Below are 12,989 nucleotides of genomic sequence, written 5' to 3'. Positions count from 1 at the left end.
CTCGCCGCCCGCTACCGCGCCTGGCTCACCGCCGCATGAACAGACCTTGACACGGAATAGGAGCATCAAGCCCCCCGTCGTGGGTCCACCATGGGGGCCATGGAAGCCGATCCGTTACAAGTCGTGGCCGTCGAGACCGAGCGATATGTCGCTCGCGGCGGCTGGGATCAGCCCGCCCGCCTGTTCGCTCTCGTCCCGACGCACGAGTTGGCCGCGAGCGCACCATCCCTGGACGGCGCTGCCGAGGCGGGTCCCCAGGATTTGTCGGCCGTCGAGCAGGACGGCTTCGATCCCGGCGATGACCTCCAGGGCGCCCTGCTGCGGATCATGTGGCCCGAAGCGGTGCACGGGGTTGCGCTCAGCATCGAACGCATCGTGCTTCCCCCGGGCGCCGAGGCTGAGCTGGCCGGCGGCGACTCGATCGACCGCCTCCAGAAACATCCCGAGCGCAAGGATGTGCGACTCGTGGTCGCGGTGCTGCGCGACGGCCGGTCCATCTGCCTGCTGCGGCAGCGTGCGTATGACAGCGACGACATGGTCGCGATGAGCCCGGACCTAGCCGCGGGCCTGGTTGAGGCGCTCGCCGCAACCTTGCGCGAGGACGCGCCGCAGCGCTGAGCACGCGCGCAGGAAGGGTCAGCCGCAGGAGGGGAGGTCGCCCTGGCCGGCGGCGATCTTCTCCACGGCACTGACGGCCTGGTCGAAGGTGGCGATCTTGACGGCCGTGATGCCGTCGGGGACATGCCCGACCAGTTCGGCGCAGTTGTCCGCGGGGGCGAGGAAGAAGGTCGCGCCCGCCTCCTTGGCGCCGACGATTTTCTGCCGTATCCCGCCGATCGGGCCGACGATTCCGTCATCGTCGATAGTGCCGGTGCCGGCGATCTGCTTGCCGCCGGTCATCTCGCCGGGTGTGAGCACATCGCGGATCGCCAGGGCGAACATCGCGCCCGCTGATGGTCCGCCGACATCTCCGGCGTGAATCGTCACCTCGAAGGGGAAGTCGAAGTCCATCCGCAGCCGAACCCCAAGCACCGGGCGCCCGTCCGCCGCAATGGTGGTCGTCGTCACGGTTTGGCTTGACCCCTCGCGGGAAACCGTGACCTCGACCGAGTCGCCGGGCTGATGGGTGCGGACCTGGTTCTGAATGTCGATGAGCGCCGTGACCGGGCGGCCGTCGACCGCCGTGATCACATCACCGACCTTGAGCACCGATGCCGAGGGCGCACCCTCGGTGAGGGCGGCGACGACATACGACTCCCCCACCTTCTTGCCGAGGCTGCGCAGCGCGATGGCCGCCGCTTCGGATTGGCTGCCGGCCATCTCGGCCGCATTTTGCTCCTCGATCTGCTTGGACGTGCTGCCCTTGGGGAAGAGTTGGTCCTCGCGGAAGATTTCGTCATGGGGGTTCATCCACGCCCCGAGCAGGTCCCAGGCGTTGACCCGCCGGCCCGGACCGCCGGACACCCGCACCGTGGTGAAGTCGAGCCCGCCGCTGGTCGGATAGGTGGAGGCACCCTTGATGTCGACCAGAGGTTTACCGTCACTCGTCGTGCCGAGGGTGTTTGTTGCAGGGCCGGGACGCAGAATCGCGTAGGGCAGCGGAATCAGCGCGATGATGCACGCCAGGACGAGCCCGACAAAGGTCGACCAGAGCAGACGCTTGGATCGTGGCGAGAGCTGAGTTGGGTCGGTCCGCCAATCGCTCACGGGAGCCCGACCCACTCACTGGCCCCATCGGCGAAGTGCTGGTTCTTCCAGATCGGTGTGCTGGCCTTGAGCCGGTCGATGAGCGCCTGACCCGCCTCGAAGGCCGCGCCGCGATGGGCAGCAGCCACGGCAGTGACGACCGCGATATCGCCGATACGCAGGTCCCCGACGCGATGGAGCGCGGCCACGGCCCGCACGTCATACTCCTGCGCGATCTCGGCGCACACCGCCGCCATGCGCTCGGTCGCCTGCGGATGGGCTTGGTATGCCAGCGCGGTGACGGCCCGGGCGTGGTCGTGATCGCGGACCCGCCCGACAAAGAGCACCTGCCCGCCGCAGGCGGGGTCGGCGATGGCGCTCAATGCTTCATCGACGGACAAGGCCTGGTCCCGGATGGCGCACAGGCGCACGACACCCTCGGCCGGTTCGCGCTCCTGCGGTGACATCGACAGATCTCCTGGTGGTGTCGGGAACTGTGGAAGCACCCGCGTGGTTGTCTTGGGTGGACACATTCTCACCCAGGGCCCTTTAGGAGAAATCACCGTGCCCGACGACATCGAGCGCTCTGACAGTTCGGGCGAGCCCGCAGGGCTGCCCCCGGAGATGCAAGAAGCGCTACGCCGGATGACCGGCGGCGCCGAACTGCCCCCGGAGGTCATGGAGCAATTGGCCTCGATGGGTCTGGGTCAGATCCCCGTCGCGCAATTCGAGGGCATGCTCAGTCAGTTCCAATCGATGTTCGCCGGCCCCGACGAGGGGCCGCTCTCCCCCACGATCACCACCGATGTGGCACGCAAAGCCGTTGCCGCGCAAGGTGATCCCGCGATGGGCGAGCGTGAGCGGCAGTTGGCGGCGGAGGCGGGGCATGTCGCCGATCTGTGGCTCGGCGAGGTCACGGATCTGGAATCCCCCGGCCTGCGCGGCGTTGCCTGGTCCCGATCGGAGTGGATCGAGGACACCATGGCCGTCTGGCAGACGCTCGTCGAGCCGGTCGCGGCGGGGGTTACGGGCGCGATGACCAAGGCTATGACCGCCCAATTCGCCGATGGCGGCATGGAGGCTTTGTCCGCGATGCTGCCGCCCGGCACCAATCCCGCCGCTGCGATGGCCCAGGTGGGGCCGATGCTCGAGCGGGCCGGTGGCTCGATGTTCTCCATGCAACTCGGGCAGGGTTTGGCCGGCCTCGCCAGCGAGATGCTCACCGGCACCGAGGTTTCACTGCCGCTGACCGGCGATGGCGTGCTGGCCCTCATACCCAGCAATATCGCCAGCTTCGCCGAGGGGCTAGAGATCGACCTTGAGCAGGTCTGGCTCTACCTCGCGGTGCGCGAGGCGGCGCGGCTGCGGCTGTTCGCGGGCGTCCCGTGGCTCGCGGCGCAGATCCGCACGGCGGTGCAGGACTATGCCCGTGACCTCGCGATCGACACCGAGGCCATCGAAGACGCAATGCGCGGCCTGGACCCCAGTGATCCTGGCGCCATGCAAGCCACCCTCGCCGACAAGCTCTTCGCTCCCGATCCGACCCCGGCGCAGCGGGCGGCCCTCGCGCGCCTGGAAACTTGGCTCGCTCTGGTCGAAGGCTGGGTCGATGTCGTCACCGACCGCGCGGCGGGTCGCCACCTGCCGCAGGCCGGCGCCCTCGGCGAGACGATGCGCCGGCGCCGCGCCAGCGGTGGTCCCGCGGAGAAGACCTTCGCGGCGCTCGTCGGCCTGCAATTGCGGCCGCGCCGGTTGCGGGATGCGGCGAACCTCTTCGCGGCCCTGGAAGACAAGGGTGGGGCCACGCTGCGCGACTCCGCCTGGGGACACCCGGATCTCGCCCCCAGCGCCGCGGATCTTGATGATGTGCTCGGGTATGTCGAGCGCCGCGCCGCCACGCCGGAGCCCGACGATCTGGACGACGCCTTGCGCGAGTTGCTCGGCGGCGACGGCGGATGAGCGGCATCGCTCCGGCCTCCGTGCGCCACTTGTATGACGATGCGCTGGCCCTCCTGCTCGGCTGGCGCGCGCCGGATGAGAATCAAGAGCAATTGCGCCGCAGCTTCCTGCGCGCCCTGTCCGGTGATCCGATGGCGGTCGCGAAGTCAGGACCGCCCTCGCACCTGACCGCTTCGTGCCTCGTGCTCAGCCCGGACGGGCGATCGGTCTTGCTGCACCTGCACGCACGAGCTGGCGTCTGGCTGCAGTTCGGCGGGCACTTGGAGAGCAGGGACGACAGCGTGCATGCGGCGGCAACCCGCGAGTTGCGGGAGGAATCCGGGCTGGACGATCTGGAGCCGCAGGACGAGCCCATCGATTTGGATCGTCACCAACTCGTTGGACGGTTCGGGGACTGCGCCGAGCACCTCGATGTGCGCTATCTCGCCGTCGCGCCCGCCGGGCTAATGCCTCGCGCGAGCGAGGAGTCGAACGATATCGCGTGGTTCCCCGTGGACGCCCTGCCCCCAAACACCGCACCCGATGTCGCCCGGCTGATCTCGGTAGGCCAGGCTCGCCTCGGTTAACCCACCGACTCCGCTGAGTCGTCGACATCGTCTTGATCGAGGGTCAGCCCCGCGGCGCTCGCGACGCCGTCCAGAAAGCCCCGCGCCCGCTCCGCGCGCGGATAGTTCGCGACCCACGCCCAAAAGTCCGGCCCGTGACCTGGGACCAGCAGGTGAGTGAGCTCGTGGACGAGGACGTAGTCCACGACATACCCGGGCATGGTCCGCAGGCGATCGCTGAGGCGGATTTCCCCGGTGGCGGGAGTGCACGAACCCCAACGCCGGCCCTGATTGCCGACCCAGCGCACGCTGGTCGGCCGCGGTCGCCCATCCAGATGCGCGTCCGAGAGTTCCCTCGCCCGGCGTATCAAATCCTGATCCGAGCGGGCGGCGCGACGAGGTGCTTGCCGGTCCAGGCGGGCCACCATTTTGTCCACCCAGGTCTTCTCTTGGGCAGCACTCAAACCGGCCGGCAGCATGACGATGATGCGATCGCCCTCGCGGCGCGCCGCCACCGTCCGGCGGCGCCGTGCGCTGCGGCGGATCTCGACGACCGGCTCCTGGGACATGCGGCTAGCCAACCACGCCCGAGACCGCCATCACGCTCAAATCGGGCATCTGGCCCATGCGTGACTTAGGGTTGAGCGTGGCACCGGGGCATACCCCGGTGAATCAAAGCCGATAGCGACGAAGGAGCAGTCATGGCTGACGAGACCTACAAGGGCGAGTTTTACTGCGTGAAGTGCAAGGAGAAGCGCGAGGCCGAGGGCAAGGTCGTCACGACCGAGAACGGCCGCCGGATGGCCAAGGGCGTCTGCCCGGTCTGCGGCACCAACCTCAACCGCATCCTCGCGAAGGCCTGATCGCCCCAGCTCCGAAAGCCGTTGTCCACAGCCTGTGGACAACGGCTTTCATGTTGTCTCGGGACCTGCGAGGGTGAGCCGTATGCCGGGGCGCGGGGCCTTGGGGACGGGAAGGGGGGCGTCATGCCGGGGTGGCCACGCCTGAGCGAGCGGGCGATGCCGATGATTCGCCTAGACGGCAGCATCCAACTCGGGTTGAGCCCCGAGCATGGTGTGTGCATCGAGGGGCTGAGCGAGCAGGAGGTCGGCTGGTTGCGCGCCTTGGACGGCACCAGCGATCCGTGGCATCGCGGCCGGCGCGAAGGCCTGCGGGAGGAGCGGATGGATGAGTTGCTTGATCGGCTGAACTCCGCTGGTCTGCTTCGGGCCGCCGCACCCCTCGTCAGCCGCCACCGCGTGCTCATCGAGGGCGCTCACCCAGCGGGCGGCCCCTTGCAGGAGATGCTCCACCGCGCCGGGATTGCGCAGGCCCCCCGGCTGCCCGCGCACGGACCGATCCCCCGCTATCGGCACGCACCCGACCTTGTGGTCCTGCTCACGAGCGGGCCGGCGGTGGCGGCGGATGGCGGGCGATGGCGGGCGCGCGGCATACCCCACCTCCCGGTCGCGTTTAGCCGTGCCAGCGGTATGACGGTCGGTCCCCTCGTCGGGGCCACGGGGGCGCCGTGCCTGCGCTGCCTCGACCTCGCGCGTCTGGAGAAGGACCCCTCCTTTAGTTCGCTCGCAGCGCAGTCCCGGGTCGAGGGGTGCGGCCCGCCCGAACGGGCCGACGAGCCGAGCACGACGATGGCGGTGGCGCTGACCGCCCGGATCGTTCTGAACCAGTTGAACGGGCAGTCGCTGCCCTCCGGGCTGACCTTCGAAGTCGCGGCACCCTGGCCGGGCGTGCGCCAATACCGCTGGACACGACACCCCAACTGCCCCTCGTGTTCGCCCCAGGTGGCTCCAGCACGCACAATAGGCGCGTGAGTGAACTGCCCCGGCGCACGGCCAAACGCACCGCGAAGCTGGTGTCGCTGCCGTTGGGTATGGCCGGCCGAGGCGCGATCGGGCTCGGCAAGCGCGTGGGTGGCCAGCCCGCCGAACTCGTCGCCGCGCAGTTCCAGGCCCGCACGGCAGAGCAGCTTTTCAGCGTCCTCGGGGAGCTGAAGGGCGGGGCGATGAAGGTCGGGCAGGCCTTGTCGGTCATGGAAGCGGCGATGCCCGAGGAGTGGGCCGGCCCCTATCGCGCCACCTTGACGAAATTGCAGGAGGCCGCCCCGCCCCTGCCGCCTGAACAAGTGCATGCGGTGCTGGCCCGCGAGCTTGGACCGCGGTGGCGCACAGCAAAGTTCTCGGACTTCGACGACATACCGGCGGCTGCGGCGTCCATCGGGCAGGTGCACAAGGCGACCTGGCGCGACGGGCGCACGGTGGCGGTGAAGATCCAGTACCCGGGCGCGCGGGAGGCGCTGTTGAGCGATCTGCGCCAACTGTCCCGGGTGGCGCGGCTAGCCGCCGGCTGGATCCCCGGCCTGGACATCAAGCCGGTGATGGCGGAATTGCAGGCCCGGATGAGCGAGGAGCTGGACTATCTCCTCGAGGCCGAACATCAGCGGGCCTTCGCCGACGCCTTCCGTGACGATCCCGACTTCGCCATCCCAGAGGTTGTCTTCGCCACCTCCTCGGTGGTGGTCAGCGAGTGGCTGCCTGGCGTGCCGCTGGCGCGGATCATCGCCGAAGCAGACCAGCCGACCCGCAATGCGGCGGCGCAGCTCTACCTGGAGTTCCTGTTGGCGGGGCCGGTGCGCTCGGGGCAGTTACACGCCGATCCGCACCCTGGCAACTTCCGGATCACACCAGACGGCCGGCTCGGGGTGCTCGACTTCGGGGCGGTCAATCGGTTGCCGAACGGGCTGCCGCCCGAGATGGGCCAGCTCCTGACGCTGGCGCTGGCGGGCGACGCCGACGGGCTGCTGGCGGGCCTGCGTTCGGCGGGCTTCATCAAGGACAGCATCGAGGTCGATCCGCAGGATCTGCTGAACTACCTGTCAATGTTCATCGAGCCGCTGACCTACGCGCACTATCGCTTCGACCGGGCGTGGCTGCGCTCGGTGACGGCGCGCATCAACGACATTCGCCGGCCCGACTGGGTGGTTGGGATGAAGCTCAACCTGCCCCCGGACTATCTGCTGATCCACCGAGTCTGGCTCGGCGGTATCGGCGTCCTGTGCCAGATTGGCGGCGAACTCGCCCCTCGCGACGCCCTTGCGCGCTATCTGCCCGGCTTCGATATCGACGCCATCCCGCCCGGCCGCTGAGCAATCGGGTCAGGACTCTTCAGCCTCTAACGACCGGCCTACCGCCTGGTATAGGTCGTGATCGCGGCCGATACCAGGCGGTAGCTCAGGCGCTAGGGCAGTTGGGGGCCTGCCTGATGGGTTCAGTTAGGACTCTGCGGCCTGCTTGGCGGCGGCCTTCGCGGACTTCTTGAACTCGCGCACTTTCTGGAGCGAGTCCGGGTCGACGACATCGGCGACGGAGCGGAAGGAGCCCGGCTCGGCATACGGGCCGATCGCCTCGCGCCAGCCGTCCGGCTGGATGCCCAGCTGTTTGCCGAGCAGCGCGGCGAAGATGCGGGCCTTCTGGTCCCCGAACCCCGGCAGCGCCTTCAAGCGGTTGAGCAGCGTCAAGGTGTCGTCCGCCGTCGTCCAGATCGTGGCGGCGTCGCCGTCATACGATTCCAGCACGGTGCGGGCGAGGTCTTGGACCCGGCCGGCCATCGAGCGGCCGTAGCGGTGGATCGCCGGCGGGGTCGCGCACAGATCGGCGAAGGTCGTTGCGTCGGCGGAGGCGATCGCGCCCGGATCGAGAGTGCCGAAGCGGTCGAGAATTTTCGCCGGCCCGGCGAAGGCCCGCTCCATCGGGAACTGTTGGTCCAGCAGCATCCCCACCAGCAACCCGAAGCTGTCGGTGCTCAGCACCTCGTCGGCGTGCTCGTCCTGCGCGATCCGGATCTGTGCCATGGGCCCAAGACTATGCAGCATTCCGGAACAGGCGACGGGCCCGCCCGCGCGTCGTGAGGCGGGCCTATGTGCCGAAAACCCCTTGTTCGTGTCAGAAGCTTTCCGGCACAAACAAGGGGTTTCCGGCATCGGGCGAGAAACCTACCACCCAGCCAAACGGGGTCAGCGGGCGGCGGAGCCTTCGACGTAGTCGCTGTCGCGGGAGGTGTCGACCCAGGCCATCAGCTTGCGCAGCTCGCGGCCCGTGGCCTCGATCGGGTGGGCAGCACCCTTGGCGCGCAATTCCTTGAACTCCGGCGCGCCGGCGTCCTGGTCATCGATGAAGCGCTTGGCGAAGGCGCCATTCTTGATGTCGGCGAGGACGGCCTGCATGTTCTCCTTGACCGAGGGGTCGATAACGCGCGGGCCGGAGACGTAGTCGCCATACTCCGCCGTGTCGGAGACCGACCAGCGCTGCTTGGCGATACCGCCCTCGATCATCAGATCGACGATCAGCTTGAGCTCGTGGAGGCACTCGAAGTAGGCGACCTCGGGCTGGTAGCCCGCCTCGACAAGCGTCTCGAAGCCATACATCACCAGCTGGGAGGCGCCACCGCACAGGACGGCCTGCTCGCCGAAGAGGTCGGTCTCGCACTCCTCGGTGAAGGTGGTCTTGATGCCCCCGGCGCGCAGCCCGCCGATGGCCTTCGCGTAGGACTTTGCGAGCTCCCAGGCCGAGCCGGACGCGTCCTGCTCGACGGCGACGAGCACCGGCACGCCGCGACCGTCGACGAACTCGCGCCGAACGAGGTGACCCGGACCCTTCGGGGCGACCATGATGACGTCGCTGCCCGCCTCGGGGGTGATGTAGCCGAAGCGAATGTTGAAGCCGTGGCCGAAGAGCAGCGCCGCGCCTTCGCGCAGGTTCGGCTGGATCTGCTCGGCATAGACGGTGCGCTGGACCTGGTCGGGGGTCAAGATGACGACAAGGTCGGCTTCCTTGACGGCGTCCACGACGGTCAGGACGCGCAGGCCCTCGTCCTGCGCCTTGGCGCGGGACGTGCTGCCCTCGGCGAGGCCGACGCGGACATCGACGCCGGAGTCGCGGAGGTTTAGCGCGTGCGCGTGGCCCTGGCTGCCATAGCCGATGACGGCCACTTTGCGGCCCTGGATCACCGACAGGTCGGCGTCGTCGTCGTAGAACATTTCGGCCATCGTGGGCCACTCCTTGGGTGGGATGGGTGCGGTGTGACTGCTGGCAAGGGTATGCCGCGGGCGGACGGCCGGTTTGGGCCGGTCCGTCCCTTGGGAGGGGTGGGTCAGCCGGCCGAGCGCAGGGCGCGGTCGGTGATCGAGCGGGTGCCTCGGCCGAGCGCGACGATGCCGGACTGGACAAGTTCCTTCACGCCATAGGGCTCCAGCAACGCGAGCAGGTCGTGGATCTTGTCCGCATTGCCGGTGACTTCCACGGACAGCGCCTCCGGGGTCACGTCAACGACCTTGCCACGGAAGAGTTGGACAATCTCGGTGACCTGGCTGCGGGTGTTGGCATCGGCCCGCACCTTGACCAGGACGATCTGGCGCTGCACCGAGGAGTCGCGGTCGAGTTCGACGACCTTGAGCACCTCGACCAGCTTGTTGAGTTGCTTGGTCACCTGCTCCAGCGGCAGGTCCTCGACATCGACGACGACCGTCATCCGCGAGACATCCGGATGCTCCGTCGGGCCAACGGCGAGGGAGTCGATATTGAAGCCGCGCCGGGAGAAGAGCGCGGAGATCCGCGCCAGGACGCCCGGCTTGTTCTCCACGAGCACGGACAGGGTGTGCTTGGACATCAGGTTTCGCTCCGGTCGATCTCAGGCGCCGTGGCTGCCGGTGGGTATGCCGTCGTGGTCGGCATCGAGGTCCTGCTCGAGAGCTTCGGACTCCTCCCGATCCCATTGCGGCGCAGTGTCTTTGGCGATCTGGATGAGGTCATTGCTCACGCCGGCCGCAACCATGGGCCAGACCATCGCGTCGCGTTCGACGACGAAGTCGATGACGACAGGCACGTCGTTGATCTCCATCGCCTTGCGGATCGTCGCGTCGACATCCTCGGGTGACTCGCACCGCAGCCCCACGCAGCCATAGGCATCGGCGAGCTTGACGAAGTCGGGGATGCGAGAGCCGACGGAGGTATGCAGATCGGTCGCCGAATAGCGCTCGTTGTAGAAGAGCGTCTGCCACTGCCGCACCATGCCGAGGCTGGAGTTGTTGATGACCGCGACCTTGATCGGGATGTTGTTGATGACACAGGTCGCCAGTTCCTGATTGGTCATCTGGAAGCAGCCATCGCCATCGATCGCCCACACGACGCGATCGGGTTCCGCGACCTTGGCGCCCATCGCGGCCGGCACGGAATAGCCCATGGTGCCGAGGCCGCCGGAGTTGGCGAAACTGTTGGGTCGTTCGTAGCGAATGAACTGCGCGGCCCACATTTGGTGTTGCCCGACGCCGGGGACATAGACCGACTCTGGCCCCGAAATCGCCCCGAGCCGCTCGATGACATATTGCGGCATCAGCGCCTCGCTCGTCGGGGCGTTGTAGCCGACCGGGAAGGTCGCCTTCCACCCGAGGGCGCGCTCGCGCCAGGCGGCATACGAGGCGGGGTCCACGGCATACTCACCCTCCGTCACCGCGGCGAGCAGGTCGACGATGATCGCCTTGGCATCCCCGACGATTGGCACATCGGCGACGCGGTTCTTGGAGATCTCGGCCGGGTCGATGTCGGCGTGGATGACCTTGGCCTCCGGGGCGAACGACTTCAACTCACCGGTCACCCGGTCATCGAAGCGCGCGCCTAGGGTGATGAGCAGGTCGGCCTTTTGCAGGCCGGTCACGGCGGCGACCGAGCCATGCATGCCCGGCATTCCGAGGTGCAATTCGTGGCTGTCCGGGAAGGCCCCGCGCGCCATCAAGGTCGTAACCACGGGTATGCCGGTCGCCTCGACGAACTGAGCCAACTCCTGGGCCGCGTGGGCCCGGATGATGCCGCCACCGACATACAGCACCGGCCGCTGCGCGGCCTTGATCAGGCGAGCCGCCTCGCGAATCTGCTTGGCGTGCGGCTTGATCACCGGGTGGTAGCCCGGCAGGTTGAACTTCGGCGGCCACGCGAAGGTGGTCTTGGCCTGCAACGCGTCCTTGGAGATATCCACGAGAACCGGCCCGGGGCGCCCGGTGGCGGCGATATGGAAGGCCTCGGCGATGACACGCGGAATGTCGTCCGCCTTGGTCACGAGGTAGTTGTGCTTGGTGATCGGCATCGTGATGCCGCGGATGTCTGCCTCCTGGAAGGCATCAGTGCCAATCGCGCGCGACGACACCTGACCCGTGATGGCGACCATCGGCACCGAGTCCATGTAGGCGTCCGCGATCGGGGTGACGAGATTCGTCGCGCCCGGCCCGGAGGTCGCCATGCAGACCCCGACCTTGCCGGTTGCGGCGGCATACCCCTCTGCTGCGTGTCCCGCGCCCTGCTCGTGGCGGACCAGGATGTGCCGGACCTTGGTGGAGTCCAACAGGGGGTCGTATGCCGGGAGGATGGCCCCACCCGGGAGCCCGAAGACGGTGTCGGCGCCGACGGCTTCGAGGCTGAGGATGAGCGACTGCGCACCCGTGACCTCGGTGGTGTTCTTCGACTGTGGCTGGGCCTTGTGGGCCATCGTCGCCGGACTCGGCGTCGCGGATTGCGCTGGCGCCTGGCCTGTCGTGGTCATCTCGTAACTTCCGCTCTCAGTTCGGTTTTCGGGTGTGGCGTTCCAACAAAAAACCCCTCGGTCCACGGGTGGACGTCGGGGTAGCGCGCTTGCCGGAAGGGCTCAAGCGCGCTCATCAATTACGAGGAGGAATGCCACGTCTCCACTCTGGCCCGCCGTCGCTGGCCGCGTCAACGCAAATCCAAACCGTCTCACCTGTCGGGCATGTCATCTCAGACACAGACCCCGGAGGGCCGCCGTTTCGGACCGCAGGCGCGCCCGGTGAGACGTGCGCTAGGGAACGACGCGGACGGCGCCGTCGGCGGCGGACGAGGCCATGGAGGCGTATGCCCGCAGCGCGGCCGAGACCGGCCGGTCGCGGTCGAGGGGGGTGAAGGGGCGCTCGCGGGCCTGCTGCTTGGCCAGCCGCTCGTCCAGGATGTCTTGTGGCACAGCGAGATTGACCGAGCGGGCGGGGATGTCTATCTCGATGAGGTCGCCAGCTTCGACCAGCGCGATCAGGCCACCGCGGCCGCGCCGTTGACCTGTTGTTCGGGATCCGCCACATCCTGCCGCCGGGCAGGAGACCCTCACCGAACGCCAGGTCACCCGGCGCGACACCGCCTTCGGCGCCCGCGAGGAGCACCTCGAAGTCGAGGTCGCCTACCACTGCGCGCAGCAGCTTCGCTCGGCCTACCCCCAGGACCGCCTCACCAACGGCGGCGCCATCGCCGAGGCAGTCGTGGACACCTTCCACACCTGCCACATCCCCCAGGTCGCCCGCCTCGGCCACACCCTCAAGCAGGGGGCCGAGACCTGCCTCGTCTACTTCGACACCTGCCGCTCCAGCAACGGCGGCACCGAGGCCGTCAACGGACTCATCAAGCTCCACCGGCGCATCGCCCGAGGCTTCCGCAAACTAGACAACTACCGCCTCCGGATGCTCCTCATCGACGGCGGGCTCGACGCCTCACCCCACACCCAGCCGTGAACAACCGCCAAAGGGTTCAACCGGATCATCAAGAACACCAAGCGCGTCGCCTGCGGCCTCCTTAACCTTGAGAACCCACCAGTCGGCGGACCCCAACCATCGCGCTCACGCGAGCACGGCGACACAGCATGACCACGGTCCCTCCCCGCGGGAAGTCGAAGAGATTCCCTAACTGGTTGTCAAGGTCGTGGGGGCGGATTCTTCGGGCAGGCGTGATCGACGAG

General features: G+C 68.0%; 14 protein-coding genes and 1 pseudogene. 7 read left to right on the top strand and 8 right to left on the bottom strand.

Translation table 11 applies throughout. The features are described 5' to 3' along the window. Positions 1 to 99 precede the first annotated feature (99 nt). The gene (locus ABD225_RS09635; protein ID WP_344084176.1) at positions 100 to 618 is read left to right on the top strand and encodes a PPA1309 family protein; all 519 of its coding nucleotides are present in this window, start codon (positions 100 to 102) and stop codon (positions 616 to 618) included. Between the two features lie 18 nt (positions 619 to 636). Here ABD225_RS09635 and ABD225_RS09630 read toward each other — a convergent pair whose 3' ends face one another. Both ABD225_RS09630 and ABD225_RS09625 read right to left on the bottom strand, forming a co-directional pair. Continuing rightward, positions 637 to 1,707, bottom strand: a complete 1,071-nt coding sequence (locus ABD225_RS09630; RefSeq protein WP_344084173.1) for a YlbL family protein — start codon at positions 1,705 to 1,707, stop codon at positions 637 to 639. Beyond that, positions 1,704 to 2,153: a molybdenum cofactor biosynthesis protein MoaE gene (locus ABD225_RS09625; RefSeq protein ID WP_344084170.1), complete on the bottom strand. Its 450-nt coding sequence runs from the start codon at positions 2,151 to 2,153 to the stop codon at positions 1,704 to 1,706. Before ABD225_RS09625 ends, ABD225_RS09630 begins: the two co-directional genes overlap by 4 nt. A gap of 97 nt (positions 2,154 to 2,250) precedes the next feature. On the opposite strand from ABD225_RS09625, the gene ABD225_RS09620 reads away from it, so the two are divergent. Both ABD225_RS09620 and ABD225_RS09615 read left to right on the top strand, forming a co-directional pair. Beyond that, positions 2,251 to 3,645, top strand: coding sequence for a zinc-dependent metalloprotease (locus ABD225_RS09620; protein ID WP_344084166.1), 1,395 nt, complete (start codon positions 2,251 to 2,253; stop codon positions 3,643 to 3,645). Beyond that, a complete protein-coding gene (locus tag ABD225_RS09615; RefSeq protein WP_344084163.1) occupies positions 3,642 to 4,211 on the top strand; it encodes an NUDIX hydrolase in 570 nt (189 codons plus the stop codon). The genes ABD225_RS09620 and ABD225_RS09615 overlap by 4 nt, the downstream gene beginning before the upstream one ends. On the opposite strand, the gene ABD225_RS09610 is transcribed toward ABD225_RS09615, so the two are convergent. Then, positions 4,208 to 4,759, bottom strand: coding sequence for a M48 metallopeptidase family protein (locus tag ABD225_RS09610; RefSeq protein ID WP_344084160.1), 552 nt, complete (start codon positions 4,757 to 4,759; stop codon positions 4,208 to 4,210). The genes ABD225_RS09615 and ABD225_RS09610 overlap by 4 nt on opposite strands. A gap of 132 nt (positions 4,760 to 4,891) precedes the next feature. Between ABD225_RS09610 and ABD225_RS09605 the strand changes: the two genes are divergently transcribed. From ABD225_RS09605 to ABD225_RS09595, 3 genes are all read left to right on the top strand, one after another. Further along, positions 4,892 to 5,053, top strand: coding sequence for a DUF5679 domain-containing protein (locus tag ABD225_RS09605; RefSeq protein WP_344084157.1), 162 nt, complete (start codon positions 4,892 to 4,894; stop codon positions 5,051 to 5,053). 123 nt (positions 5,054 to 5,176) lie between these two features. After that, positions 5,177 to 6,022, top strand: a complete 846-nt coding sequence (locus tag ABD225_RS09600; protein WP_344084154.1) for a hypothetical protein — start codon at positions 5,177 to 5,179, stop codon at positions 6,020 to 6,022. Next, positions 6,019 to 7,353 (top strand): ABC1 kinase family protein, encoded by a 1,335-nt coding sequence (locus ABD225_RS09595; RefSeq protein WP_344084151.1) that lies wholly within the window; start codon positions 6,019 to 6,021, stop codon positions 7,351 to 7,353. The genes ABD225_RS09600 and ABD225_RS09595 overlap by 4 nt, the downstream gene beginning before the upstream one ends. Before the next feature lie 126 nt (positions 7,354 to 7,479). Here the strand turns inward: ABD225_RS09595 and ABD225_RS09590 are convergent, their stop codons facing one another. The 5 genes from ABD225_RS09590 to ABD225_RS09570 all read right to left on the bottom strand — a co-directional run bounded on the left by ABD225_RS09590 (position 7,480) and on the right by ABD225_RS09570 (position 12,383). Next, on the bottom strand, positions 7,480 to 8,058 hold the full coding sequence (locus ABD225_RS09590) for an HhH-GPD-type base excision DNA repair protein (RefSeq protein ID WP_344084148.1): 579 nt from the start codon (positions 8,056 to 8,058) through the stop codon (positions 7,480 to 7,482). A gap of 162 nt (positions 8,059 to 8,220) precedes the next feature. Further along, a complete protein-coding gene (gene ilvC, locus ABD225_RS09585) occupies positions 8,221 to 9,252 on the bottom strand; it encodes a ketol-acid reductoisomerase (protein ID WP_344084145.1) in 1,032 nt (343 codons plus the stop codon). 104 nt (positions 9,253 to 9,356) lie between these two features. Continuing rightward, on the bottom strand, positions 9,357 to 9,872 hold the full coding sequence (gene ilvN / locus ABD225_RS09580; protein WP_344084142.1) for an acetolactate synthase small subunit: 516 nt from the start codon (positions 9,870 to 9,872) through the stop codon (positions 9,357 to 9,359). A 21-nt stretch (positions 9,873 to 9,893) separates the two neighbouring features. Beyond that, entirely contained in the window at positions 9,894 to 11,741 is a 1,848-nt protein-coding gene (locus tag ABD225_RS09575; RefSeq protein ID WP_425564380.1) for an acetolactate synthase large subunit, read from the bottom strand. Between the two features lie 327 nt (positions 11,742 to 12,068). Continuing rightward, positions 12,069 to 12,383 carry a dihydroxy-acid dehydratase domain-containing protein gene (locus ABD225_RS09570; protein ID WP_344084137.1) on the bottom strand — a complete coding sequence of 105 codons (315 nt, stop codon included), beginning with the start codon at positions 12,381 to 12,383 and terminating at the stop codon, positions 12,069 to 12,071. 31 nt (positions 12,384 to 12,414) lie between these two features. Here ABD225_RS09570 and ABD225_RS09565 point away from each other — a divergent pair. After that, positions 12,415 to 12,765, top strand: a pseudogene (locus ABD225_RS09565) (transposase); the annotation flags it as partial. Positions 12,766 to 12,989: the final 224 nt, after the last annotated feature.

The organism is Nostocoides veronense, from assembly GCF_039531185.1.
Classification (GTDB): domain Bacteria; phylum Actinomycetota; class Actinomycetes; order Actinomycetales; family Dermatophilaceae; genus Nostocoides_A; species Nostocoides_A veronense.
Note: the sequence above shows the minus strand (reverse complement) of the source record. Positions and strands in the feature narration are given on the sequence as shown.